Here is a 23333-nt window from a genome sequence, read left to right as displayed (position 1 = left end):
GGAATCACGCGGTGCCACGATGCTGTGGACGATTCACCGAGGATTAACCAAGACGTGCATTGAAAGACACTCCGTTATGCCAAAATACAGGCTAGCCGCGGTGAACTCCGTCTGTCAGGGGTTCCCAGGGTCCGTTGTCGTTTTGTGATCGACCACCCGGCGTTTACACAGCTTGGGGGAGATGTGTCAACCGTTCATCCTGAGACTCCGCTGTCCGCTCCGGCCGCCGCTGTTGGTAGGTTTGCTTGGTGACTTCCACGACTCCGCCAGATCCCGCTCAGCAGCCGGCGCCTGCCGACGGCACGCCGACGAGTCCGGGCACGCCGAACACCGCCGATGCCGCCGGCGCACCTGCGCCGTCGACCCCTTCCGACGATCAGGCCGCTGCGGCACCGAAGCGCGCACCCCGCTCGACGACGCCTCGGGCTGCCGGAACGGCGAAGGCCCCGGCGAAGCGGCCGAGCACGCCCCGCACCCGCGCCACGTCGGCGAGCGAGACCTCGGGGGAGCCCGGGGACGCCACGAAGCCGGCACCCAAGACGACCACGGCACGCTCGACGACCGCTCGGACCTCGACGGCGAAGACCACGGCCACCAAGTCGACGACGGCGCGCACCACCGCTGCGAAGCGCACGCCCGCGAAGTCGGCTGCTGCAGCTGCCGATGCTCCGGAGGCCACTGCGTCGGCCGAGACGAGCACCACCCCGAAGACGCCCCGGTCGACGACCGCGCGCACCACCGCCGCGAAGCCGGCGACCAAGGCCGCCGGCGCCAAGACGACCACCGCCCGCACCTCGACGACGAAGTCAACGACGGCCCGGACGCCGGCCAAGCGCACGCCGGCGCGCACCAGCGTCGCGAAGCAGCCCGAACAGACGGCCGCCGCAGCCGCCGGCGTGCTCGACGAGGTCAGCGCACCGGGATCGGTCGAACGGCCGACGACGTCGACGCCCTCCGAGCAGCCTTCCCCCGAGGTCGTCGACCGGATCGCCGTCGAGGAGACTCGGGCCGACGCCACGCAGACCGAGACCCCGCCGACCGCGTCATCCATCGCCGGGGAGGCTGTGGACGACACGGCCCGGCAGGCGACGCCGGCACCGTCGGGGTCCGTATCGGTGGCGCCTCCGCGGGAGGAGGCCGTCACTCCGGTTGCAGCACCGAAGCGTCCTGCCGGCCGTCCCGCGCCGACACCGTCGTCCGCCGCCAACTCGTCACCCGCCGCGACGTCGCAGCGCAGCGAGGCCGACGGCGATGGCGCCCATCCCGTCGTCCTGTCGATCTCGGGACTCGTCAAGCAGTTCGGCGACACGGTCGCGGTGGACGGCGTCGACCTCGAGGTCCGACGTGGCTCGTTCTACGGCATCGTCGGGCCGAACGGCGCCGGCAAGACGACCACCCTGTCCATGGTCACGGGTCTCCTCCGTCCCGACGCAGGGTCCATCACGGTCCAGGGCGTCGACGTCTGGCAGGATCCCGCCGAGGCCAAGCGTGCGATCGGCGTGCTGCCCGACCGGCTGCGGCTCTTCGACCGCCTGACCGGCAGCCAGCTCCTGTACTACTCCGGCGTCCTGCGGGGGCTCGACCCCGCGACCGTCAAGTCACGGACCACCGATCTGGCTCGTGCCTTCGGTCTCGACGACGCGCTCGGCCGTCTCGTCTCCGACTACTCGGCGGGCATGACGAAGAAGATCGCGTTGGCAGCCGCACTCATCCATTCGCCGCGTGTCCTCATCCTCGACGAGCCGTTCGAATCGGTCGACCCGGTCTCCGCGGCGAACGTCATCGAGATCCTCCAGCGGTACGTCGCCAACGGCGGGACCGTCGTGCTCTCGAGCCACGGCATGGACTTCATCCAGCGCGTGTGCGATCACGTGGCCATCATCGTGCAGGGCAAGGTGCTGGCCGCCGGGTCCGTCGACGAGGTGCGCGGAACGGGCACGCTCGAGGAGCGGTTCGTCGAGCTCGCCGGGGGCCGCAAGTCGGCAGAGGGAATGGAATGGTTGCACAGCTTCTCCGACTGAAACTGCAGCTGACGCTCAACGCGTTCCGCCGCAGCCCCTGGCGACTGGTCGGGCTCGTCCTCGCGATCGCGGTCGGCGTGTGGATCGTCGTGCTCGCGAGCACCGGTCTCGTCGCGCTGCGTGGTGGCGACCCGGAGGTCACGCGCAACCTGCTCGTGCTGGCCGGGTCGGCCGTCGTCCTGGGCTTCATCATCCTGCCGCTCGTCTTCGGTGTCGACGACCAGCTGGATCCTCGGGCGTTCTCGCTCTTCGGGCTGCCCAACCGCACCCTGTCGGCCGGCCTACTCGTGACAGCGCTCGTGTCGGTGCCGTCACTCGTCCTCGCCGTCCTCGCGGCCTCGTCGGTGGTCACCTGGTCGCGGTCGCCGCTGCCCGCCGTCCTCGCCGTGGTCTCCGCGGTCCTCGGCGTGCTGCTCTGCGCGCTCCTGGCCCGGATCGCCACCTCGATCTCCGCGAGCCTCCTCGCGACGCGTCGCGCCAAGGAGGTCATGGGTGTCCTCGGGCTGGTGCTCATCATCGCCGTGGCGCCGGCGATCATCGCCCTCACCACCGTGGACTGGCAGCGCGACGGGTTCGCCGTCCTCGGCCGGGTCGCTGACATTCTCAGTTGGACCCCGCTCGGCGCCGTCTGGTCGTTCCCCGGTGATGCCGCACTCGGCGGCATCGCGCCGGCGATCGTCAAGCTGCTGCTCACCGCGGCGACCATCGCGCTGCTCTGGTTCGCCTGGCAGTCGTTCGTCGCCCGACTGCTCGTGACGCCGGAACGCCTCGGGACGGGCCGCGACAGCACCGGTCTGGGCTGGTTCGACCTGCTCCCCGGTTCCCCGTCCGGAGCCATCGCCGCTCGGAGCATGACCTACTGGCTGCGCGACCCGCGGTACCTCGTCTCCCTCGTCATCATCCCGATCGCGCCCTTCATCTTCTTCGTGCCCATGCTCGTCGCCGGCATCCCGATGAACGTCCTCGCACTCGTCCCACTCCCGGTCGTGTGCTGGTTCCTCGGCTGGCTCCTGCACAACGACCTCGCCTTCGATTCGACCGCGGTCTGGCTGCACGTCGCCTCGGGGGTCCGCGGACGATCGGACCGGATCGGCCGGCTCTTCCCGGTGCTCCTCATCGGCATCCCGCTCATCGCGGTCGGGTCGACGCTGAGCATCCTGTTCTACGGCGACTGGGACGCCCTGCCGTCGATGATCGGTGTGAGCACGTGCCTGTTGTTCAGCGGTGCCGGTATCGCGAGCTTTGTGTCCGCGCGGTTCCCGTACCCGACGTCGCTTCCCGGCGACAGCCCGTTCCAGCAGCCGCAGGTGCCGGGCAGCAGCGGCATGTCCGCGCAGTTCCTGAGCCTGCTCGGTACGGTCCTGCTCACGATTCCCGCCGGCTGGTTGGCCGTGCTCGGGCTCACCGGTGAGCCGAACTGGAACTTCGGGGCTCTCGCGGTCGGTGCGGGCACGGGCATCCTGGTCCTCGTGATCGGGATCTTCGCCGGCGGTCGCGTCTTCGATCGCCGCAGCCCCGAGATCGTCGGCTTCGCCAGCTCGCACTGACCCGACGTCGGCGACCGGATCGGCCCGCAGGAGACCCGGGTGCCGTCCGGCGGTACCATGGAGCCATGGCGCAGCATGACAGCACGAAGCAGCAGATGAGCACGATCGATCCCGGTGGCACGCCCGACGGTGGGAGCACGGCGATCATGGATCGTGAGCTCGAGGAGCTGATCGAGAGCGAGAACATCGAGCCCGGCGATCACGAGCGCTTCTCGCACTACGTCAAGAAGGAGAAGATCCTCGAATCGGCGTTGAGCGGCAAGCCGGTGAAGGCGCTCTGCGGCAAGAAGTGGACGCCGGGTCGCGACCCCGAGAAGTTCCCGATCTGCCCGGCCTGCAAGGAGATCTACGAGAAGCTCCTCCGCGACTGACGCTGGAGCGCACCGCGGCCGACGCTGAGACGCGTCGCCGCGGTCAGTCCTCGAGGTACACGGTCGGGAGCACGGGGTCGCCGCGGGTGAGGCTGACGGCCCGGGGTGGCAGTTCCCCCACCGCCTGTGCCCGGTGTTCCCTCGCCTGGCGCGTCCCCGCGGCGCCGAGGTACCGCTCGTCCACGAGTCCGCCTTCGACGAGCTGGACCATCAAGGGACGTTCCGAGGCGGCGTTGGCCGCACCCTCGTGTTCGCCGGCCGGACCGTCGCCGAGGTAGATGCGCTCCTCGCGGGCGACCCCGTGCCGGTCGTAGGCCCGCGCAGCCGTCTTGCGGCCGCCGACGGTCGCCTTCTCGGCCGACTTCTTCGCGACACTGATCCAGTCGCCCTGGTCGTCGCGGTGCGCCACGAGCTTGTAGACCATGCCCATGGCGGGGGAGCCGGAGCCGGTGACCACGGAGGTGCCGACGCCGTAGGAGTCGACCGGGGATGCGGCCAGGGCGGCGACGGCGTGCTCGTCGAGGTCGTTGGTGACCGTGATGCGGGTCGACGTGGCGCCGAGTCCGTCGAGGAGGCGGCGGACCTGGTCGACGACGATCGGCAGGTCGCCGGAGTCGATGCGCACGGCTCCGAGCTCCGGGCCCGCGAGGCGCACGCCGAGTCGCACGGCCTCCTCGATGTCGTAGGTGTCGACGAGCAGCGTGGTCCCGGCGCCCATCGTGTCGATCTGGGCTCGGAAGGCGTCCTCCTCGGAGTCGTGCAGGAGCGTGAAGGAGTGCGCGGCCGTCCCCATCGTCGGGATGCCCCAGCTGCGTCCGGCCTCGAGGTTCGAGGTGGCGCTGAAGCCGGCGATGTACGCCGCCCGGGCTGCGGCGATGGCCGACCGTTCGCCCGTCCGACGGGAGCCCATCTCGGCCAGGGGACGGCTGCCAGCCGCAGAGGTCATGCGGGCGGCAGCCGTGGCGACGGCGCTGTCGTAGTTGAACACGCTGAGCGCCAGCGTCTCGAGGATGACGGCCTCGGCGAACGTGCCCTCCACGACCAGGATCGGCGAACCGGGGAAGAAGACCTCGCCCTCGCGGTAGCCCCAGATCGATCCCGAGAAACGGTAGTCGGCGAGCCAGTCGAGCGCCGTCGTGCTGACGACGCGCTCCTCGCGCAGCCACTCGAGTTCCGATTCACCGAAGCGGAAGTGCTTGAGCAGTTCGAGGAAGCGGCCCGTGCCGGCCACGACGCCGTAGCGGCGGCCGCCGGAGAGGCGTCTGGCGAAGAGCTCGAACAGGCACTCCCGATCCGCGGTACCGCGGTGGAGGGCGGCGTCCAGCATCGTGAGTTCGTATCGGTCGGTGAGGAGAGCTGAGGACTCGTGCACCTGTTCAGCCTAGCCGCGAGCGTGCTCGGAACGTGGTGATCGGTCGGTCAGCGACGTCCATCGGCAGGGGCGGTAGGCTGGGTCATCGTGAACGACGCACCCATCGGCATCTTCGACTCCGGCGTCGGCGGACTCACGGTGGCGAGAGCGGTCAGCGACCAGCTCCCCGCCGAGTCCGTGATCTACATCGGCGACACGGCCCACTCGCCCTACGGTCCGAAGCCCATCGCCGACGTGCGGCGCTACTCGCTCGAGGTCCTCGACTCGCTCGTCGACCAGGGCGTGAAGATGCTGGTGATCGCCTGCAACACCGCATCGGCTGCGATGCTCCGCGATGCCCGCGAGCGCTATTCGGTCCCAGTGGTCGAGGTGATCCAGCCCGCTGTGCGGACCGCGGTCCGGAGTACGAGGAACGGGCGCATCGGCGTCATCGGGACCGAGGGGACGATCAACTCGCGGGCGTATCAGGACCTGTTCGAGGTCAATCCCGAGCTCACGGTGTTCGGCCAGGCCTGCCCTCGGTTCGTCGAGTTCGTGGAGGCCGGCGTCACGACCGGCCCCGACCTCCTCGAGGCGGCGGAGGAGTACCTGGCCCCGCTCCGGCACGCCGGCGTCGACACCGTCGTCCTCGGATGCACCCACTACCCCTTCCTCAAGGGCGCGATCAGCTACGTGATGGGTCCGCAGGTGTCGCTCGTCTCGAGCGACACCGAGACCGCGAACGACGTCTACCGCGTGCTCGTCACCCGCGACCTGCTGCGCGACAGCAGCGAACCCGCCACCCACCGGTACGAGGCGACCGGGAGCAGCGCCGACGACTTCATCGCCCTCGCCAACCGTCTGATGGGCCGGGAGATCTCCACCGTCTCGCTCGTCCAGACCGGCGTCATCGACCTTCCATCCCACCAGTTCGAGGAGCACATCCATGAGTGACATCGCGCGCGCCGACGGCCGCACCAACGACCAGCTGCGTCCCATCACGATCGAGCGCGGCTGGAGCGAGCAGGCCGAGGGGTCGGCACTCATCAGCTTCGGCCGGACGAAGGTCCTCTGCACGGCCTCCTTCACCAACGGCGTGCCGCGCTGGCTGAACGGCAAGGGTCGCGGCTGGGTCACCGCGGAGTACGCGATGCTGCCCCGTTCGACCAACGAGCGGATGGACCGTGAAGCGGTCAAGGGCAAGATCGGCGGTCGTACCCACGAGATCTCGCGACTCATCGGTCGGAGCCTCCGCGCCGTGATCGACACCAAGGCCCTCGGCGAGAACACGATCGTCATCGACTGCGACGTCCTGCAGGCGGACGGTGGCACCCGCACCGCGGCGATCACCGGCGCCTACGTCGCCCTCGCCGATGCGATCGAGTGGGCGCGCGGCAAGAAGTTCATCTCGCAGAAGGCGTCGCCCCTCACCGACAGCGTCTCGGCCGTCTCGGTCGGCATCATCGACGGCGTGCCCATGCTCGACCTCGCCTACGTCGAGGACGTGCGCGCCGAGACCGACATGAACGTCGTCGTCACCGGCGGCGGATCGTTCGTCGAGGTACAGGGGACGGCCGAGGGTGCGCCGTTCGACCGTCGCGAGCTCGACTCCCTGCTCGACCTCGCCGTCGGTGGCGCGGCGTCGCTCAAGGCCATCCAGTTCGAGGCCCTCGGACGCTGATGGGCGTCGAGATCGTCCTCGCGACGCACAACCAGCACAAGGTCGAGGAGTTCCAGCGGCTCGTCAGCCGCGACGTCCCCGGGATCACGGTCCTCGCCTACGACGGTCCGGAGCCTGTCGAGGACGGCACGACCTTCAGCGAGAACGCGTTGATCAAGGCGCGGGTCGCCGCAGCCCACACCGGCTCCATCGCGCTCGCCGACGACTCCGGCATCGGCGTCGAGATCCTGGGTGGATCGCCGGGTATCTTCTCGGCGCGCTGGGCCGGCTCGCAGCACGACTCGACCGCGAACCTCGCCCTCCTCCTCGATCAGCTGCGGGACGTGCACGAGGAGCATCGAGCCGCCTGGTTCGCCTGCCACCTCGCCCTCGTGGTGCCGCCGGGGATCGACGGGACGGCCCCGTTCGAGCACGTCGCCGTCGGCACGTGGCGTGGAGCCCTCGCGACGGAGCCGAGCGGGACGAACGGCTTCGGCTACGACCCGGCGTTCATCCCGGACGGTGAGCGACGGACGGCCGCGGAACTGTCACCGGCTGAGAAGAACGAGCTGAGTCACCGCGCGCTCGCCTTCCGGGCGCTCGTCCCGGTGCTGCAGCGGCTCGTGCCCGAGGGGCCCGCGTCGACCGCCAGCTGAGCATGATACTCAGGACCATTCCTATCTCGGCATGAACCCTTCCGCGGGCGCTGGGAAGCTCCTACGGTTGATGCATCATGGGTCACGATCACGCACACGCCGGCACCGCCAACCGCAGGAGACTCGCGGTGGCGATCGCCATCATCGCGACCGTCCTCGTGGTCGAACTCGTCGGTGCCTGGGTGAGCGGTTCGCTGTCCCTCCTCGCCGACGCCGGGCACATGCTGTCGGACCTCACCGGGCTGATCATCGCGCTCGTCGCCACGATCGTGGCCGCGCGCCCGGCCACCGACCGGCAGACCTTCGGGTATCAGCGCGCGGAGGTGTTCGGCGCGCTCATCAACGCGCTCATCCTGATCGCCGTCGCGGTGTCGGTCCTCATCGAGGGGGTGTCCCGCCTCGTCGACTCGGCGGACGCGGAGGTCAGGAGCCTTCCGATGTTGATCGTCGCCGTCATCGGTCTCGTCGCGAACCTCGTCGCCCTCCAGGTGCTGCGCGGCGGCCGCGATACGTCGATCAACATGCGCGGCGCGTACCTCGAGGTCCTCGGCGACCTCCTCGGATCGATCGCCGTGATCATCGCCGCGGTGGTCATCATGCTGACGGGCTTCGCTCAGGCCGACGCCATCGCTTCACTCGCGATCGCCGCGATGATCGTGCCGCGGGCGTGGTCGTTGCTCCGCGACGTCGTCCACGTCCTCAGCGAGTCCGCGCCGTCCGACACGGACGTGCAGGAGATCAGGGACCACCTGCTCGGCACCGAGGGGGTCGTCGCCGTCCACGACGTCCACGTCTGGCAGATCACGTCCGGCCAGCCGGTCTTCTCGGCCCACGTCGTCGCCCGGCAGGAGGTGTTCGCCGACGGTGGCACGGGGGAGCTGCTCGACCGTCTCGGTTCGTGCCTCCACGACCACTTCGACGTCGAGCACTCGACGTTCCAGCTGGAGCCCGAGGAACACGCCTCACACGAGGAGTCGCACCACCGCTGACGCGCGGGGCGGGTCCGGTTGTTGCGCCACTCGCGCGAGCGGCGCCACCGGCGATCAGACCGTGTTGTTCCCGCGGTCGCGCTTGAAGACGTCCTGGTCGGCGAGCTTCGAAGCCGCGGCCCGACGCTCCTCCTCGGTGATGGTGCCCTGCAGCGCCTTCGCTTTCCGGCTCGACTGGATGTAGTGCCAGGTGGTCGGGATGAGGGTGAGGACGACGGCTCCGATGAGGATGACGTCGATGTAGTTCTGCACGAAGGTGGCGACCGGGGGGATGTATCCGAGCAGGTAGCCGAAGAAGGTGAGCCCTGCGCCCCAGATGAGCGCTCCGATGAGGTTGTAGAGCGAGTACTTCTTGTAGTTCATGTGGCCGATGCCGGCAGCGACCGGCGCGAAGGTCCGGACGATCGGGACGAAGCGCGCCAGGATGACCGCGAGGGCACCGAAGCGCTCGAAGAAGGCGTTCGTCCGCTCGACGTTCTTGATGCTGAAGAGACCGGACTCCTTGCGTTCGAACACCTTCGGCCCGAGTTTGTGCCCGATGAGGTACCCGACCTCGCCGCCGAGGAACGCCGAGAACCCGATCGCGAGGCAGACCCACCAGATGTCGATCTCGATGACGCGGGCGGACCCAAACGCGAGGAGACCGGTGATGACGAGCAGGGTGTCGCCGGGCAGAAGGAATCCGACGAGGAGGCCGGTTTCGGCGAAGACGATCGCGCAGACCACGACGAGGGCCCAGGGACCGACGGCGGTGATGATGCCCTCCGGGTCGAGCCAGGGGATGAGGGCGGTGTGGACCATGCGGAGCTCCTGCTGTCGGGGGAGGGATGGAACGGCGTACGACGATGTCGCGTGCGGGAGAAGGGACTTGAACCCTCACGCTCGAAAGCACAGGAACCTAAATCCTGCGTGTCTGCCAATTCCACCACTCCCGCGGCCCGCTCAGTCTACGGGAGCGAGGTCGGGAACGTCCTGAGCTTCGGGGAGGAGCCACGGACAGCGGAGCCCGGGTCGGCCCGTGTATGCTCGGCTCCATGCGAACGACGTGTGCAACGAGCTGGTGGCCCGCCTCCTAGGCGGACCGCGCACGTGCACACACGACGACTCGACCGCCTGACAGGGCGGTCGTTCTCGTTCGGAGGCCCTGTCGGATCGGTCCCAGCCTGAGGACACCACCATGACCACCCTGCTCCACCGCGTGCTGCACGCCGGCCCCGATTTCCCGTTCGCGGTGCTCCGCCGACACGGCAGCGACACCGTCGACCTCTACACGGGTGAGGTCGTCGACGTCGAGTCGCTCGCCGACATCCCGCTCGGAGCCACCGGCGACGACCACCAGCCCGAGGTCCTCACGCTCGTGCCTTATCGCCAGGTGCGCGAGCGCGGTTTCGCGGCGATGGATGACGGCGCTCCGCTGCGCTGCCTCGTGGTGAGCGAGCGTGAGACGGTGACGCTCGACGACATGCTCGAGCGACTCCCCGCCGACGCTGTCCCGCTGGTCGACGGCGGGTTCGACGTCTCGGACGAGGACTACGCGTCGATCGTGCGCCGCGTCATCGAGGACGAGATCGGACGCGGCGAGGGCGCCAACTTCGTCATCCGACGCGAGTTCACCGCGACGACCGAGGTGCCGGCCGAGCGCGCGGTCCTCGCCTGGTTGCGGGCGCTCCTGTCGGGGGAGACCGGCGCCTACTGGACGTTCGCCGTGCACACCCCGGGCGTCTCGATGGCCGGTGCGACGCCCGAGCGCCACGTCGCGGTCGCCCGCGACGCTTCGACCGGTGAACGCACCGTCACCATGAACCCCATCAGCGGCACCTTCCGCCACCCGCGCTCCGGCGCGACCGGCGACGACTTCCGCGCGTTCCTCGGCGACGTCAAGGAGACGGAAGAGCTCTTCATGGTCGTCGACGAGGAGATGAAGATGATGAGCCGGGTGTGCGCCTCCGGTGGACGCATCCTCGGCCCCTACGTCAAGCAGATGTCGCGCCTCACCCACACCGAGTACCTGCTCGCCGGGACGAGCGAGCTCGACGTCCGCGAGGTCCTGCGGTTGACGATGTTCGCACCGACGGTCACGGGCTCGCCCATGCAGAACGCGTGCTCGGTCATCGCCCGCCATGAGCGGAACGCGCGCGGCTACTACTCCGGCGTGCTCGCGCTGTTCACCCCGGTGGGCGACGGCGACTACGAACTCGACGCACCGATCCTCATCCGCACCGCCTACGTCGACGACGCCGGCCTCGTCCGCGTGCCCGCCGGTGCGACGCTCGTCCGTCATTCGGATCCCGAGTCGGAGGTGGCCGAGACGGCGGCGAAGGCCGCTGGCGTGTTGACCGCTCTGGGCGTCATGGCACCCGCCGGGCTCGGCCCGACCGTCGACCTCGCGGCGGAGCCGGGCGTACAGGACGCGCTCCGAGCGCGGAACGAGCGGTTGGCGTCCTTCTGGTTGCAGCCGCAGCACCCGGCACCGGTCGGTTCACTGTCAGGCCGTACCGCGGTCATCGTCGACGCCGAGGACGAGTTCACCGCGATGCTGGCCCACCAGCTGCGCCACTTCGGGATGACCGTCAGCGTGGAGCACTGGTCGGCGGTGACCGACGCCCTCGTGGACGTCGACCTCCTCGTCGCCGGCCCGGGTCCGGGCGATCCGCTCGACCTCGCCGATCCGCGTGTCCGCCGGATGCACGAGATCGTGTCGGCGCGCCTCGCCGCCGGAGCGCCACTGCTCGCCGTCTGCCTGAGCCATCAGGTGCTGGCGATCCAGCTCGGGCTGCCGATCGAACGCCTCGACGCGCCCCGACAGGGACTGCAGCTCGACCTCGACCTCTTCGGTGAGCAGTCGCTGATCGGGTTCTACAACACCTTCACCGCACGGCTGGCGGGTGAGGCTCCGGTCGGTGGGGTCGAGATTGCCGCCGATGCGGCGTCGGGCGACGTGTTCGCGATGCGCGGTCGTGGGTTCGCATCGGTCCAGGGGCACCTCGAGTCGGTGCTGTCGCGCGACGGGCTCCGCACCCTCGGGTCGCTCGCGGGCCATGCGCTCGCGGGTGTCGCGTCCGGGCGATCGGCTGCCGCCGTCGGTTCCTGAGCGTCATGCGCCGCCTGGACGGTCGGTGATGCCGACCGCCCGGGAGGCGAACCGTGCGTCGCTGCTCGTCAGGCGTCCGCCTGGTCCAGCGTCGTGAACGGCGTGACGTCGGCCAGCTGCGGTCCGAGGCCGATGTCGATGAGGCGGACGTCGCCGGCGTAGGCCGAGCCGGGTGGGATGAGCAGCCCGGCCTTCACCGCGCCGAAGGTGACCGTGACCTCCGCCGGCAGGACGGCACCCTCGGGGACGCTTCCCTCGTCGGGATCGATGCCGCTCGGGACGTCCACGGCGACGACGGTCGGCCCGCCCGCGCTCTGCACGACCGGGAGGACCGCCTCGACGATCGCCTTCGGCGCACCGCGCAGGGTGGGGTTCCGGCTGGCCCCGATCCCGAAGACGGCGTCGACGACGAGCGCGGCGCCCTTGGCCTCGTCAGCGGTGTCGTCCGGCTCGGCGGGGGAGTTCATGAGGAAGCGGACGCCGGCCTCGACGGCGGCGGCGTAACCCGCCTCATGGGCGTGGTCACCGGTCCTGGCCACGACGAGGTCGAGTGGGACGTCGTCCGGACCGGTCGTGCCGGCGAGTTCCGCCGCTGCGAAGAGGGCGTCACCGCCGTTGTCGCCTGATCCGACGAGCAGCAGGATCTTCCAGATGTCGGGTGCCTCGCCCTCGAGGCCCTCCGCGCGGTCGGCGAGCACCGCCCGCAGCTCCTCGGCGAGGCCGTGTGCGGCCCGTGCCATGAGCGGTTCCCCGGCGTCCAACAGCGGTGCCTCTGCGGCTCGGACCTGGTCTGCGGTGTAGCCGTTCATCATGGAGCCCACTCTTCCGGCTCGTGTCGACCCCCGCAAGCGGTTGCGGTCGGGGACCGGCATAGGAACAGCCGGCGGATCGGCCGGTTCAGGCGAGTTCGAGTCGGATGTCCGGGTGGCCGGCGAAGACCTCGAGGAGCAGGTCGAAGTAGGTTTTGCCGCGGCCGGCGTCCAGGTCGTCGAGCTGCGTGGTGATCCGCGCCGTGTCGAACGGAGCACCCCGCTCGAGCTTCTCCTGCAACCAGGCACGGGTCGTTGTGACGCCGAGTGCGGTGCGGCTCGCGTCGTGATCCGTCCAGACGAAGTGCACGTCGTTGAGATCGCGGAGCGAGCCGATCCCGCCGTAGAGGATGTCGTCGAGGGCGTCGAGGCTCGGGCCGAGATCCCAGTCCTCGTCCTGCATCACGAGCTCGTTCATTACCTCGTAGAACGAGGAGATGTCGTGGATGCGGGAGCCGTCGATGCGGAAGGTGGTCGGCACGGTCCGAGCCTAGTGACCGGCGTGAGCTTCACGGCGGGCCGGGCACCATTCTTCGGCGAGCGTCGCACTTAGATCCCACTTTCGCTTCGTGGGCGGGACACGGTTGCATGACAAGACTGCGGGCTCTGAGGCGCGCATTCGATTGCGATCACGAGACTTCTCGCAACTCATTGTTTCGAGACGGGGCACATTATTCTGCACGCCACGGCGAAATGCTCGCTCGGGCGCTAGTGTAAACCACATGTCTACGCAAACGACTCAGCTGACAGGTGTTCGAGTTGCTCCAAAAGTGCGCCGTATACGCAGCGCCGGTGTGCTCGGTGAGTTCGAGTACAGGATCGATTTTGACGACGAAGCGCTCAAGAACGAGCGCGTCGTGGTTATCTACGCCGAGAACGGAATGGGTAAGACCAATTTTCTCAAGTCGGTTCACTATCTTTTGACCCCCAGGCTCGAGAGCCTGCAATCTCTCGCAGAGCTATTCGTCGACGACTTGTCGATCACGTTAGATTCGGGAGTTACGATTCGACTAGATAAAGGACACGACCTTGACGTGCTAATGGAGTGTTCGATCGAATATCCGGCCAAGGGTACATCCGCGGTTGTGGCCTCGATACGAAGTGAAGATATCGAACCTCGCGCATTCAGGAGAAGTGCTCCCCGTCGAGAGATCGCAATGTTCTTGGATGAACTTAGTTCACTGGTTAATCCGACAGTGTATGTCGGCGATGATCGTCTCGTGTATTCCGGAACAGATGTGCCAGCCTTCCAAGCTGGACGGTCGGCTTATGAAGCGGAGCGCGAGCTCTCCCGGGGGCGCGCCAGGCCGACTCAGAGTGTGAGGGAGTCGTTGGATAGGGTCGAGCGCTTTTTTACTAGGACCGTGCTCGCGGGTATTTCGAAAGATTCGGCTTCTTCAGGGGAAGGGGTATACAGCGAAATCACCAGGCGCGTGCTTGCCGGGACAAGTCAAATTGAAGGAACGACCCCGCCCCGCGACCAACTGAACGAGCAAGTTGAACTCCTCTTAAGTCATTCGACAGATTTCGAGAAATACGGTATCATGCCATTCCAAGAGGTGCGCAATATAGCGGACCAGATTTTGGGGGCGCGGAAGAACAATACGCACTTTGGCGCGCTACTGGGAATACTTGGCCCGTATCTATCGAACCTCACGGATAGAGTGGAAAATCTACAACCGGCCCAGAGGTTGATTGATACCTTTGTGGCTTCCGTGAATGGTTTTCTCGAGCGTAAGCATCTGACGTTCAGCATGTCTGATGGAATCAAGCTCGTAGGCAGAAACGGCGAAGATCTTGACTCAGACAACCTGTCGAGTGGCGAAAAGCACCTCCTGCTCTTGCTCAGTAGCGCTGTTCTTGCTAGATCCAATGGCGCGCTCATGATCATTGACGAACCTGAACTCTCGTTGGGCCTTCGTTGGCAACGCAAGCTACTGAGTGAACTCTTGAGGTGCACGGAGGGTAGCGGCGTTCAATTTCTCGTCGCCTCACACTCGACGCAGATCATGGCTGACGTTCCTGACATCATTCGCCCCACGATGGCCAGCTGATATGCCTCAAAAGCCGAGGGAGACGCTGCGGGAGTTTTTGCTCGAGGCCGAATTGACTAGCGGGCGACGCTTGATAGTTGAAGGCCCAACTGACAAATCATTCTATCGAACATTCATCAAGCAGCGACGAGGCGAGCAGGTGCTGGAGAATCTGGTTGTTGAGTCGGTTGAGGCCTTGAAATTTGATCCTGAAGAATTCGAGCACGAGGGTCTGAATATTGGAAACCGCAGCGCCGTCGTTCTCGCGGCCAAGGGGGCTCTAGGCAGTGGTGCTGACGTGCTTTGTATTGCGGATCGGGATTGCGGCCATCACCTTGAACGCTACAAACTAGACACTCTTGTCTGGACAGACTACCCGGCTCTTGAGAGCTATCTCTTCACGCCGAAACTTATGGACTACGTCAATGAAGCGGCGCTTGGAGATCGCCTTCCACCAGGTGCCCAGCTCGTTGAGGAGATAGCGCCAATTTTGCTGGAGTTGTATACCGTCAGACTTCACAACGATAGTCTTCCTAGCCCAAATATTCAAAGGGGATTTGGAAAGGTCAAGCGGTTTGATCACTTCGATGTAAAAAAGACGGTGAGTCCTGCAATCGCCGACAAGCTTGATGGATACGCTAAGCCTGAAGTTGGTAATCATCGGTCCTATGCATATGGGCACGATGTGGCGGATGTCCTCTTGCATCTGTATGGTAATCAGATAAAGACGCAGGCAGGAATTCCGGGTAGGGACAATTTGGAGCTGGTGTTTCGACTGGCGCTTCTGGCCGAGGGAACCTTCGACGATGAGGCTTTAGCCTCTAGGCTGTTGGCCTGGGTGGGCCACTCGCCTGTTCATGCCTAGTATCCGGACATGGGAAGCGATAGTCGACGTGGCATGGATCTGGCATGGAGTACGAGCTTGATTTCAGGATGGACGAGCTCGACTTCGCGCTAGGGGCTGTTCGGCAGACTTATCGAGACATACTTGGCGACTACCGGGTGGAGGATGTTCCGCAGTACGACGTGACGGCTCGGCCGAATATGGATCTGTCGGAACCATGGCGAGAGCATTGTGCGCTCGCCCGGCTGATCGGGGTGAGTGGCGAATGAGGGCCACGTTCCTCCGCCGCCCCCGTCAATCCATGCAAGTTCGACTCTGTCTGGGTTGAACCGATTGCCGGAACCTGCTGGAAGAATCGTATCCACCCCGAGCGCTGGAACGAATCCGCGACGAGCCGAAAAATGTGGGAGGTCGCGCTCCTTCCCAACGATCCGTGCCATGACCGGATGAAGAACTGAATCGCTCGGAGTGCTTCCCTCAAATTGGGTATCAGCCGGAGCACGGTTCTGTTCCAGCTTGCGGGCACCTTGCCGGAAGATCAGGGACCGAGGTTCTTGTGGGCGAGATATTACCGCTGGCGTCAAGCTTCCTTTAGTACCCCATCGTCGGCGGAACATGCGGCAGCGGGAGCTCTCCGCATACATTCCTGTTGCAGCCCTTTGAGGAAACTGTCGGACCGCTAGCGAAGCGATCGGATCATCGAGGGAGACCAGCGCTTAGCGAAGCAGAGAGCGGTTGCTGCATGGTTCGCACTCGGGCTTATGGCCCACAGTATTCACCAGGTATTTTGGCGTGGCAGGCCGAAATCCATAGAGCATCCAGGATATCTACACGAGGCGCCCAATTCCGTGCTCTTCCCCGTTTGCCTTGAGGTCATCCAGAAATCGCTGCGAGCGTGGGGCGGGGAATGTCGTCCGCAGATACTTCAGCGCCTGCGGCGTCCTTCCCCTGTCTTCCAAGAGTATCCAGATGTGCATGCCCAGTTCATCGTCGGCTTGCAAGGGGCGGCCTTCGTGCACCGCGAGGAGGTCCACGACCGCGAGCAGAGCGGTAGACAGGAATTTTGCTTTGTTCACAGCGTGCCGCAGTTGACCGGCGCTGACCGATTTAAAGGTCTCGCCGAAATCGTCCTTATTCAGGAAGCCAAACCAGCTACCGTACGAAACTCTGCCGTTTGCTCCAATCCTATACATCCATATCGTCGAATGAGCGGCGACGTTGCGCATCTCAATAATGCGCTGAATTTCGGTGATGAGCGTGTTCCCGTCGCGCCAGCCGATCGGGAATATCTTCTTTAGAATCTTTACACGCTCTGCGGCGGTTTTGCCACGTACGGTAGCAATCCTGCTCGCTTGGTCGTTAGGATCAAGCAGGTAGGTCAAGGGGATGTTTATGGCTTGCTCTAGATGAGCCGTGACGCTTATTAGCTCACCAATCAGTGCATGCAAGTCGCGCCTCTTGTCCACGGTCCCGGGGGATGTTAGGTGAGTATTAACGGCGTCTGGCGCGCCGTCCTGCATCACCACACCTTGCCTATTTCCGAAGCCGATCAGACCTGCAAGTCTCTCGACGTAGGCGTCGTAGTCAGCCTGGGAGGCCGCGCCCTCCGTTATTGGACTATCGCCTGGCAGATCTGTCATACCGGTCAATATAGCCGAGGACGTACTGGTGCTCACTCGTCGAGCCGGACCGCCCAGAGGGGCGTTGAACCGAGGATGGGTCTTCGCTGTGAGCTTCCCCTTGGGGTGAGCGTGGGGGCCTGTATTGAAGTCGCGGAGCGGAGCGCCTTACGTCGCGTCGGTCAGCCTGACGTCGGCCTTGTGCACGTCGTCGAGATCGCGGAGCGAGCCGATCCCGCCGTACAGGACATCGTCGAGAGCGTCGAGGCTCGGGCCGAGATCCCACTCCTCGTCCTGCATCACGAGCTCGTTCATCACCTCGTAGAACGAGGAGATGTCGTGGATGCGGGAGCCGTCGATGCGGAAGGTGGTCGGCACGGTTCCCGAGCCTAGTGACCGGTTCACGGGGCGTCGAGCGGCTGGTGCTGTGGATAACTTCTGCGGGGTGTGGTCGGTGTTCGTCAGGATGGCCGCATGGGGACAGCGGCGGAGATCATCACGGCGCGCGTGCGCGACCGGGTGCGTGAGGAGTTCGGGGAGCCGGGTCGGCGTGGGGGAGCGGGGCGGATCGCTCGCGAGGAGGTGCGTCGCTACAACGAGCGGGCGTTGAACGACACGACGCCGCTGATCGACGATGAGCACAGGATGACGAGCGAGGTGCTCGCCGCGGTGACGGGGTTCGGTGCGATCCAGCCGTTGCTGGATGATCCGGGTGTCGAGGAGATCTGGATCAACGAGCCGACGAAGGTGTTCGTCGCCCGTGGTGGGGTGTCGGAGCTCACGGACGTGGTCCTCGGGGAAGGTGACGTCCGCGATCTCGTGGAGCGGATGCTGCGCGCCACCGGTCGACGGGTCGACCTCGCGAACCCGTTCGTCGACGCCTCGCTCCCGGACGGCTCGCGGTTGCACGTCGTCATCCCCGACGTCACGCGTCGGCACATGTCCATCAACATCCGCAAGTTCTCCACAAGGATCCGCGATCTCGGTCAGCTGGTGGCCGCAGGTTCGATCAGCTATCAGGCCGCCGAGTTCCTCCGCGCCAGCATGACCGCGGGGGCGAACCTGCTCGTGTCCGGCGCGACCCAGGCCGGTAAGACCACGATGCTCGGCGCCCTCATCGCGGCGCTGGACCCAGCCCTCCGCATCGTCACCGTGGAGGAGACCTTCGAACTCGCGCCGGGCAACCGCGACGTCGTCGCGATGCAGTGCCGGCAGGCCAGTCTCGAGGGCACGGGAGAGATCACGCTGCGTCGGCTCATCAAGGAAGCGCTCCGGATGCGGCCGGACCGCATCGTCGTCGGTGAGGTCCGGGAGGCGGAGAGCCTCGACCTCCTGATCGCCCTCAACAGCGGACTGCCCGGGCTCTGCAGTATCCACGCGAACTCCGCGCGCGACGCGATCGGCAAACTCTGCACGCTGCCACTGCTCGCGGGTCGGAACATCGACTCGGGGCTCGTACGCCCGGCCGTCGCGTCCTGTGTCGACCTCGTCGTGCATTGCGAGCTCGACCGGTCCGGACGTCGACGGGTGGCGGAGATCATCGCGGTCGGCGGGAGCGGGGAGTCCCACACGATCGAGGCTTCCACCCTCTTCGAGCAGCGCGACGGAGAGCTCCGCGCGACCGGTCGCTTCCCGCTGAACGACGCGAAGTACCGTGCGGCCGGGATCTCGCTCGCCTCGATCCTCGCCGTCGGCGAGCGATGAGTCTCGTCGTCGGAGCGGTCCTCGCCGCAGGCCTGCTCCTCACCGTCGCACCCTGGTGGTGGCCGGATCCGGAGCCGCTGCGCGACACCCTGGAGCGATGGCGGCCGGTCGCTGCGCTCCGCGAACTCCTGATCCTGGCCGGTCTGCCCGGTCGGTACTGGGCGGCCGCCATCGTGGTCTCCGTCCTCGCCGGACTCGTCTCCGGCGCGGTGGTCCAGGCGCTCTGCCGTGTCCTGCCGCTGACCGCCGTCGTCGCCGTCGCCGGACTCGTCGCACCGGTCATCGTGCTCCGAGCCCGCGCCATCTCGCGACGTCGCCTGCAGCGGGGACTGTGGCCGGATGTCGTGGACCACCTGTTGTCCGCGATCCGGTCAGGGCTCTCGCTCCCGGATGCGGTGGCCGCGCTCGACACCGTCGGACCCGCACCGCTCCGCCCGGCGTTCGCCGCGTTCAGCGCCGACTACCGGGCTGCCGGCCGCTTCGCCGACGGCATCGACGACCTGAAGACCGCGCTCGCCGACCCTGTCGCGGACCGCATCCTCGAGACGGTGCGCATGGCCCGCGACGTCGGAGGCACGGAACTGCCGGCGGTGCTCCGAGCGCTGTCCGCGGGGCTGCGCGAGGAGTCGGCCATCCGAGCCGAGGCCGAGGCGCGACAGTCCTGGGTGGTGAACGCCGCGAGGCTGGGCGTCGCAGCGCCATGGGCGATTCTCCTGCTCCTGTCGTCCCGGCCGGAGGCGTCCGCCGCCTACAACTCCCGGGAAGGAGCGGTCCTGATCATCGCCGGCGTCGTGGTCTCCGCCCTCGCCTACCAGGCGATGCTCCGCGTCGGACGCCTCCAGCCCGAACGACGGTGGTTCCGGTGAGTGCCGACGGAGCGTGGGCGCTCAGCCTCGGAGCCGTGCTCGGGGTCGGCCTCTGGGCGCTCGCGATGCTCCTGCCGGCACTCGGACGACCGCGGCTCGCGGACCGCATCGCCCCCTACGTCGCCGACCTCTCCAGCGACGCCCGGTCACAAGCCGCGCGCCGCTCAACCGACCCGCTACCGGTCCTCGGGACCCTGCTGGTGCCGGTCCTCCGCGCCCTTCGATGGTCGCTCGGCCTGGTCGGCGCCGATCAGGAACTCGTCATCCGTCGATTGGGTCAAGCCGGGGGACCGACGCTCGAGCGGTACCGACTGCTGCAACTCCTGTGGGGGCTCGGCGGCTTCGCGGTCGCCGCGGCGCTCGCCGTGTTCTCCTTCAGCAACGGACGACTGGCGCTCCCGTTCGCCGCACCGCTCCCCGCGGTCGGGGCGGTGGCCGGAATCGTCGTCCGCGACCAGCTGCTGGCACTCGCCGCCGGTCGCCGCCTCGCGCGGATCGAGGAGGAGCTGCCGACGGTGCTCGAGTTCCTCAGTCTGAGTCTCGCGGCCGGCGAAGCGATCACGGACGCCATGGACCGCGTGGCGCGCATCGGGTCCAGCGGGGAGCTCGGCAGGGAGTTCCGCCGGGTGATGGCGGACGTCTCCACCGGTATCCCGTTCGCCACCGCACTCCGGCAGTTCGAGGCACGACTCGCGATGCCGATGCTGTCGCGATGCGTCGACCAGATCCTCGGTGCGCTCGAACGAGGGACACCGGTCGCAGCCGTGCTCCTCGATCACGCACACGACGGACGCGACATCGCCAAACGCCGTCTCCTCGAATCCGCCGGGAAGAAGGAGGTCGCGATGCTCGTGCCCCTTGTCTTCCTCATCCTGCCCCTGTCCATCATCATCGCCGTCTTCCCCGGAGTGTTCGTGCTCCGGACCGGCTTCTGACGAAAGGTTCCACATGTCCTCCTCCTCAATCCTCGACCGCACGCTCCACCGGAGTCGCTCCGTCCTCGCCGAGGAGCGCGGCGACGTCCCCGGCTGGGTCCTCATCACGCTCATGACGGCCGGGCTCGTCCTCCTCATCTGGGGTGTCGCGGGCCCGGCGCTCACGCAGGTGTTCGAACAGGCCATCGACCGTGTCTCCGGCATCTGAGCCCGAGATCGGCGGATGGCGGACGCGGCTCGTGCACGGCGAGGACGGATCAGCCGTCGCCGAGTTCGTGTTCGTCGGAGCGATCCTCACCGTCCTGATGATGTCCGTGGTCCAGCTCGCGCTCGCCCTCCACGTCCGGAACACGCTCATCGACGCGGCGGCGGAGGGTGCTCGGTTCGGCGCACTGGCCGACACCGAGCTGCTCGATGGCGCCGAACGAGCACGACAGCTCATCGCCGTCGCCGTGGGGGAGGGCTACACCGGTGACGTCAGCACCACACTGGCCGAACAGCGCGGAGTCGGCATCGTCACCGTGACCGTCCGCGCACCGCTTCCGGTCGTGGGCTTGATCGGACTGCCCGGCGTCCTGGAGGTGGAGGGTCATGCGGTCCTCGAGACACTCGAATGATGAGCTGCGTCACCGACCGACCCCACTGGACGACGACGGATCGGCCTCCCTCGAGTTCATCACCGTCGGTCTGGTCCTCCTCGTGCCGATCGTCTATCTCATCGTCGCGCTCGCCGAAGTGCAGGCGGCGGTGCTCGCGGCCGGCGGGGCCGCGGCGCAGGCGGCGAAACTCTACGCGCGGGCCGACGACGACGCCACAGGTCGCGACCGCGTCGAGGACGCGCTCGCACTCGCACTGGACGACTTCGGGCTCGATCGGTCCCAGTCGTCCGTCACCCTCGACTGTGCACCAGCCGGTCTCCCGTGCGGGCAGCGCGGCGGTGCCGTCACGGTCACTGTCGACATCCTCGTGGTCCTGCCGCTGATGCCCGAGATCGTCGGCGTCCAGGCCGCGGTCCCCGTGACCGGCGCCGCCACGGCACCGATCTCCCGGTTCGATGACCGGTTCGGCGAGGCGGAATAAGAGTGCCGGGCAGACGACGACATCTGGACGTCGGCGAAGAGGACGGGTCCACCATGCTCCTGACCATCGGATTCGCCGTGGTGGCGCTCGCCGTGGTCCTTGTCGGGAGCGCCGCCACGTCCCTGTACGTGGAGCACAAGCGGCTCCTCGACCTCGCCGACCGCCTGGCCGCGACCGCTGCGGAGTCCTTCTCCATCGACGACGTCACGATCCAGTCCGAGGGGACCTTCCGACCCGTCCTCGATGACGACTCGGTCCGTTCGAGTGCACGCGACGATCTCGTCACCGGTGGTGCGGGTGCGCTCACCGGCGTCGAGATCGTCGCGGCGCGGACGCCGGACGGCCGGAGCGCGGAGGTCTCGCTGGCGTCGGATTGGCGGCCACCGATGCTGACGCTGTTCGTCCCGCAGGGCCTCCGGATCGAGGCGACCGCGAGTGCTCGCAGTGTCTTCTGGTGACGGCGGACGGGCCTCCCGACGATCAGGGGAACGGGCGCGTGCCTCGGTCGATGAAGCGGGGGATGAACCGGAAGAGGAGGAACGCGCCGATGAGCCCGACACCGCCGATGGTGCCGGCGGCGAGGGAGATCGACGCAGCTGCGGTGATCCCGGACATCGCCAGTGGAGCCGCGGCGGTGCCCGCGTCGCCCAGGAAGCGATAGGCGCCGAGGAACGGCGCGGGACGTTCAGGTGGCGCGAGGTCGGAGCCGAGGGTCATGAGGATGCCGCTACCGAGCCCGTTGGACAGTGCCAGCACGAGCGCGACGGCGATGAACCAGACTCGCGCCTCATCGAGGTCGTGCGTGAAGGCCAGGACGATGAACCCGGAGCCCAGCCCGATCATCGAGGGGACGGCGGTCCAGATCCGCCCCCAGCGGTCCATCACCTGACCGCTGGCGTAGAAGAGGGCGAACTCCACCGCACCGACGACGCCGATGATGAGCGCCGTGTCCGTCTCCGAGACGCCGATGCTCACGGCCCACAGGGGGAGCAGGACCGCCCGACACGACCGCAGGGCGCCGACGAGCGCCGCGGTGGTGCCCATCCGGGTGAGGACGGCGCCGTGCGCTCGAATCGAAGCAATCAGACCACTCGACTCCTCGGACGCGAGCTCCTCGCCCTCGGTCCGCTCCTCGCCGTCGGCGGTGCGCGTCGACGGCGGTCGCCCGAACATCTCCGCCGGGTCGGGGAGGACGAGCAGGGTGATCGCGGAGCCAGCGCAGCAGACGACCATCACCCAGAACGCCGCCTGCGACGTCCCGGTGAGGTGGATGACGCCCGCAGCAAGGAACGGTCCGATGAACGTGCCGGCGCGGAAGACACCGCCGAGGGAGGAGAGCGCCCTCGCCCGGTACCGCATCGGCACGTACGTCGTCATGAACGCGTGCCGTGCCAGACCGAACACGGCGGTCGCGAGCCCGATGCAGAAGATGCCCACGGCGAGGACGAACGGATTGGGGGAGATGGCCGCCGTCGCGACCCCGACGACCGCGAGCAGCGCCGCCCACATCATCGCGAAGCGTTCGCCGATCCGACTGACGATCCACCCTGACGGGACGTCGCCGACGAGTTCGCCGAGCATGATGAGCGAGGAGATGACGCCTGCGACGGCGAGCGTCGCCCCCAGGTTCCCGGCGACGGCCGGGATGATCGGGATGATGGCGCCTTCACCGATCGAGAACAGGAGCGTGGGGAGGAAGACCGAGACGGCCACGGAGCGCAGCTGGAACGGGCGTTCGTCGGAAGTCATCCCCTCGA

Annotated in this window: 25 protein-coding genes and 1 tRNA gene; 18 read left to right on the top strand and 8 right to left on the bottom strand. The window is 67.2% G+C overall.

All coding sequences use genetic code 11. The features are described from left to right. The first annotated feature begins 248 nt into the window (after window positions 1-248). The 3 genes from BIU99_RS20410 to BIU99_RS09860 all read left to right on the top strand — a co-directional run bounded on the left by BIU99_RS20410 (window position 249) and on the right by BIU99_RS09860 (window position 3939). Window positions 249-2021 carry an ATP-binding cassette domain-containing protein gene (locus BIU99_RS20410; RefSeq protein ID WP_371263783.1) on the top strand — a complete coding sequence of 591 codons (1773 nt, stop codon included), beginning with the start codon at window positions 249-251 and terminating at the stop codon, window positions 2019-2021. Beyond that, window positions 1997-3568 (top strand): hypothetical protein, encoded by a 1572-nt coding sequence (locus BIU99_RS09865; protein ID WP_071260979.1) that lies wholly within the window; start codon window positions 1997-1999, stop codon window positions 3566-3568. The genes BIU99_RS20410 and BIU99_RS09865 overlap by 25 nt, the downstream gene beginning before the upstream one ends. Before the next feature lie 95 nt (window positions 3569-3663). After that, window positions 3664-3939 carry a DUF3039 domain-containing protein gene (locus tag BIU99_RS09860; protein ID WP_064296346.1) on the top strand — a complete coding sequence of 92 codons (276 nt, stop codon included), beginning with the start codon at window positions 3664-3666 and terminating at the stop codon, window positions 3937-3939. Window positions 3940-3982: 43 nt separating this feature from the next. On the opposite strand, the gene BIU99_RS09855 is transcribed toward BIU99_RS09860, so the two are convergent. Then, on the bottom strand, window positions 3983-5311 hold the full coding sequence (locus tag BIU99_RS09855; protein ID WP_083397284.1) for a nicotinate phosphoribosyltransferase: 1329 nt from the start codon (window positions 5309-5311) through the stop codon (window positions 3983-3985). 87 nt (window positions 5312-5398) lie between these two features. Between BIU99_RS09855 and murI the strand changes: the two genes are divergently transcribed. From murI to BIU99_RS09835, 4 genes are all read left to right on the top strand, one after another. Beyond that, window positions 5399-6244, top strand: a complete 846-nt coding sequence (gene murI / locus BIU99_RS09850) for a glutamate racemase (protein ID WP_071260977.1) — start codon at window positions 5399-5401, stop codon at window positions 6242-6244. Next, window positions 6237-6971, top strand: a complete 735-nt coding sequence (rph, locus tag BIU99_RS09845; protein ID WP_064296204.1) for a ribonuclease PH — start codon at window positions 6237-6239, stop codon at window positions 6969-6971. The genes murI and rph overlap by 8 nt, the downstream gene beginning before the upstream one ends. Next, the gene (gene rdgB, locus BIU99_RS09840) at window positions 6971-7606 is read left to right on the top strand and encodes an RdgB/HAM1 family non-canonical purine NTP pyrophosphatase (protein ID WP_071260975.1); all 636 of its coding nucleotides are present in this window, start codon (window positions 6971-6973) and stop codon (window positions 7604-7606) included. The genes rph and rdgB overlap by 1 nt, the downstream gene beginning before the upstream one ends. 77 nt (window positions 7607-7683) lie before the next feature. Then, window positions 7684-8595 carry a cation diffusion facilitator family transporter gene (locus tag BIU99_RS09835; RefSeq protein WP_071260973.1) on the top strand — a complete coding sequence of 304 codons (912 nt, stop codon included), beginning with the start codon at window positions 7684-7686 and terminating at the stop codon, window positions 8593-8595. 54 nt (window positions 8596-8649) lie between these two features. Here the strand turns inward: BIU99_RS09835 and BIU99_RS09830 are convergent, their stop codons facing one another. Next, window positions 8650-9396, bottom strand: coding sequence for a DedA family protein (locus tag BIU99_RS09830; RefSeq protein ID WP_071260971.1), 747 nt, complete (start codon window positions 9394-9396; stop codon window positions 8650-8652). A 52-nt stretch (window positions 9397-9448) separates the two neighbouring features. Beyond that, a tRNA-Leu gene (locus BIU99_RS09825) sits at window positions 9449-9530 on the bottom strand. 242 nt (window positions 9531-9772) lie between these two features. Between BIU99_RS09825 and BIU99_RS09820 the strand changes: the two genes are divergently transcribed. Beyond that, complete coding sequence (locus BIU99_RS09820) at window positions 9773-11686, top strand: anthranilate synthase family protein (RefSeq protein ID WP_071260969.1); 1914 nt, start codon at window positions 9773-9775, stop codon at window positions 11684-11686. A gap of 68 nt (window positions 11687-11754) precedes the next feature. Here BIU99_RS09820 and BIU99_RS09815 read toward each other — a convergent pair whose 3' ends face one another. Then, complete coding sequence (locus tag BIU99_RS09815; protein ID WP_254773606.1) at window positions 11755-12498, bottom strand: NAD(P)H-hydrate epimerase; 744 nt, start codon at window positions 12496-12498, stop codon at window positions 11755-11757. A gap of 85 nt (window positions 12499-12583) precedes the next feature. After that, window positions 12584-12976 (bottom strand): barstar family protein, encoded by a 393-nt coding sequence (locus BIU99_RS09810; RefSeq protein ID WP_175484376.1) that lies wholly within the window; start codon window positions 12974-12976, stop codon window positions 12584-12586. Between the two features lie 241 nt (window positions 12977-13217). Here BIU99_RS09810 and BIU99_RS19360 point away from each other — a divergent pair, with 241 nt between their 5' ends. The 3 genes from BIU99_RS19360 to BIU99_RS09800 all read left to right on the top strand — a co-directional run bounded on the left by BIU99_RS19360 (window position 13218) and on the right by BIU99_RS09800 (window position 15641). Next, the gene (locus BIU99_RS19360) at window positions 13218-14549 is read left to right on the top strand and encodes an AAA family ATPase (RefSeq protein WP_083397283.1); all 1332 of its coding nucleotides are present in this window, start codon (window positions 13218-13220) and stop codon (window positions 14547-14549) included. Between the two features lie 139 nt (window positions 14550-14688). Next, window positions 14689-15393 carry a hypothetical protein gene (locus BIU99_RS19730; RefSeq protein ID WP_139205393.1) on the top strand — a complete coding sequence of 235 codons (705 nt, stop codon included), beginning with the start codon at window positions 14689-14691 and terminating at the stop codon, window positions 15391-15393. A 44-nt stretch (window positions 15394-15437) separates the two neighbouring features. Beyond that, complete coding sequence (locus tag BIU99_RS09800; protein ID WP_071260963.1) at window positions 15438-15641, top strand: hypothetical protein; 204 nt, start codon at window positions 15438-15440, stop codon at window positions 15639-15641. Window positions 15642-16199: 558 nt separating this feature from the next. Here the strand turns inward: BIU99_RS09800 and BIU99_RS09795 are convergent. Both BIU99_RS09795 and BIU99_RS09790 read right to left on the bottom strand, forming a co-directional pair. Continuing rightward, window positions 16200-17012 (bottom strand): hypothetical protein, encoded by an 813-nt coding sequence (locus BIU99_RS09795; RefSeq protein ID WP_071260962.1) that lies wholly within the window; start codon window positions 17010-17012, stop codon window positions 16200-16202. A 147-nt stretch (window positions 17013-17159) separates the two neighbouring features. Continuing rightward, window positions 17160-17369: a hypothetical protein gene (locus tag BIU99_RS09790; protein ID WP_071260960.1), complete on the bottom strand. Its 210-nt coding sequence runs from the start codon at window positions 17367-17369 to the stop codon at window positions 17160-17162. Window positions 17370-17465: 96 nt separating this feature from the next. On the opposite strand from BIU99_RS09790, the gene BIU99_RS09785 reads away from it, so the two are divergent. The 7 genes from BIU99_RS09785 to BIU99_RS09755 are packed head-to-tail and all read left to right on the top strand — an operon-like array spanning window position 17466 to window position 22034. Beyond that, on the top strand, window positions 17466-18695 hold the full coding sequence (locus BIU99_RS09785) for a CpaF family protein (protein ID WP_071260958.1): 1230 nt from the start codon (window positions 17466-17468) through the stop codon (window positions 18693-18695). Continuing rightward, window positions 18692-19561, top strand: coding sequence for a type II secretion system F family protein (locus BIU99_RS09780; RefSeq protein ID WP_064296212.1), 870 nt, complete (start codon window positions 18692-18694; stop codon window positions 19559-19561). The genes BIU99_RS09785 and BIU99_RS09780 overlap by 4 nt, the downstream gene beginning before the upstream one ends. Further along, window positions 19558-20496 (top strand): type II secretion system F family protein, encoded by a 939-nt coding sequence (locus BIU99_RS09775; RefSeq protein WP_071260957.1) that lies wholly within the window; start codon window positions 19558-19560, stop codon window positions 20494-20496. The genes BIU99_RS09780 and BIU99_RS09775 overlap by 4 nt, the downstream gene beginning before the upstream one ends. A 13-nt stretch (window positions 20497-20509) precedes the next feature. Continuing rightward, window positions 20510-20704: a hypothetical protein gene (locus BIU99_RS09770; RefSeq protein WP_071260955.1), complete on the top strand. Its 195-nt coding sequence runs from the start codon at window positions 20510-20512 to the stop codon at window positions 20702-20704. Further along, complete coding sequence (locus BIU99_RS09765; RefSeq protein ID WP_254773605.1) at window positions 20688-21113, top strand: TadE family protein; 426 nt, start codon at window positions 20688-20690, stop codon at window positions 21111-21113. The genes BIU99_RS09770 and BIU99_RS09765 overlap by 17 nt, the downstream gene beginning before the upstream one ends. Further along, window positions 21088-21576: a hypothetical protein gene (locus tag BIU99_RS09760; RefSeq protein WP_071260951.1), complete on the top strand. Its 489-nt coding sequence runs from the start codon at window positions 21088-21090 to the stop codon at window positions 21574-21576. The genes BIU99_RS09765 and BIU99_RS09760 overlap by 26 nt, the downstream gene beginning before the upstream one ends. A gap of 53 nt (window positions 21577-21629) precedes the next feature. Next, window positions 21630-22034 carry a hypothetical protein gene (locus BIU99_RS09755; RefSeq protein WP_071260948.1) on the top strand — a complete coding sequence of 135 codons (405 nt, stop codon included), beginning with the start codon at window positions 21630-21632 and terminating at the stop codon, window positions 22032-22034. A gap of 22 nt (window positions 22035-22056) precedes the next feature. Here the strand turns inward: BIU99_RS09755 and BIU99_RS09750 are convergent, their stop codons facing one another. Continuing rightward, a complete protein-coding gene (locus BIU99_RS09750; protein ID WP_064296228.1) occupies window positions 22057-23325 on the bottom strand; it encodes an MFS transporter in 1269 nt (422 codons plus the stop codon). Window positions 23326-23333 lie beyond the last annotated feature (8 nt).

The organism is Plantibacter sp. MMLR14_011, assembly GCF_001865025.1.
Lineage (GTDB): Bacteria > Actinomycetota > Actinomycetes > Actinomycetales > Microbacteriaceae > Plantibacter > Plantibacter flavus_A.
The sequence above is the reverse complement of the archived record's forward strand: the minus strand, read 5'-3'. Positions and strand labels throughout refer to the sequence as shown.

Excerpts from the sequence above, each read along its gene's own strand:
- BIU99_RS09795 (WP_071260962.1), bottom strand. The coding sequence starts at position 17,012 with ATGACAGATCTGCCAGGCGATAGTCCAATAACGGAGGGCGCGGCCTCC.
- BIU99_RS09750 (WP_064296228.1), bottom strand. The coding sequence starts at position 23,325 with ATGACTTCCGACGAACGCCCGTTCCAGCTGCGCTCCGTGGCCGTCTCG.
- BIU99_RS09755 (WP_071260948.1), top strand. The coding sequence starts at position 21,630 with ATGCTCCTGACCATCGGATTCGCCGTGGTGGCGCTCGCCGTGGTCCTT.
- BIU99_RS09780 (WP_064296212.1), top strand. The coding sequence starts at position 18,692 with ATGAGTCTCGTCGTCGGAGCGGTCCTCGCCGCAGGCCTGCTCCTCACC.
- BIU99_RS09770 (WP_071260955.1), top strand. The coding sequence starts at position 20,510 with ATGTCCTCCTCCTCAATCCTCGACCGCACGCTCCACCGGAGTCGCTCC.
- BIU99_RS19360 (WP_083397283.1), top strand. The coding sequence starts at position 13,218 with ATGTCTACGCAAACGACTCAGCTGACAGGTGTTCGAGTTGCTCCAAAA.
- BIU99_RS09835 (WP_071260973.1), top strand. The coding sequence starts at position 7,684 with ATGGGTCACGATCACGCACACGCCGGCACCGCCAACCGCAGGAGACTC.
- BIU99_RS09865 (WP_071260979.1), top strand. The coding sequence starts at position 1,997 with ATGGTTGCACAGCTTCTCCGACTGAAACTGCAGCTGACGCTCAACGCG.
- BIU99_RS09815 (WP_254773606.1), bottom strand. The coding sequence starts at position 12,498 with ATGATGAACGGCTACACCGCAGACCAGGTCCGAGCCGCAGAGGCACCG.
- BIU99_RS09785 (WP_071260958.1), top strand. The coding sequence starts at position 17,466 with ATGGGGACAGCGGCGGAGATCATCACGGCGCGCGTGCGCGACCGGGTG.
- BIU99_RS09820 (WP_071260969.1), top strand. The coding sequence starts at position 9,773 with ATGACCACCCTGCTCCACCGCGTGCTGCACGCCGGCCCCGATTTCCCG.
- rph (WP_064296204.1), top strand. The coding sequence starts at position 6,237 with ATGAGTGACATCGCGCGCGCCGACGGCCGCACCAACGACCAGCTGCGT.
- rdgB (WP_071260975.1), top strand. The coding sequence starts at position 6,971 with ATGGGCGTCGAGATCGTCCTCGCGACGCACAACCAGCACAAGGTCGAG.
- BIU99_RS09800 (WP_071260963.1), top strand. The coding sequence starts at position 15,438 with ATGGAGTACGAGCTTGATTTCAGGATGGACGAGCTCGACTTCGCGCTA.
- BIU99_RS09830 (WP_071260971.1), bottom strand. The coding sequence starts at position 9,396 with ATGGTCCACACCGCCCTCATCCCCTGGCTCGACCCGGAGGGCATCATC.
- BIU99_RS09760 (WP_071260951.1), top strand. The coding sequence starts at position 21,088 with ATGCGGTCCTCGAGACACTCGAATGATGAGCTGCGTCACCGACCGACC.
- BIU99_RS09860 (WP_064296346.1), top strand. The coding sequence starts at position 3,664 with ATGAGCACGATCGATCCCGGTGGCACGCCCGACGGTGGGAGCACGGCG.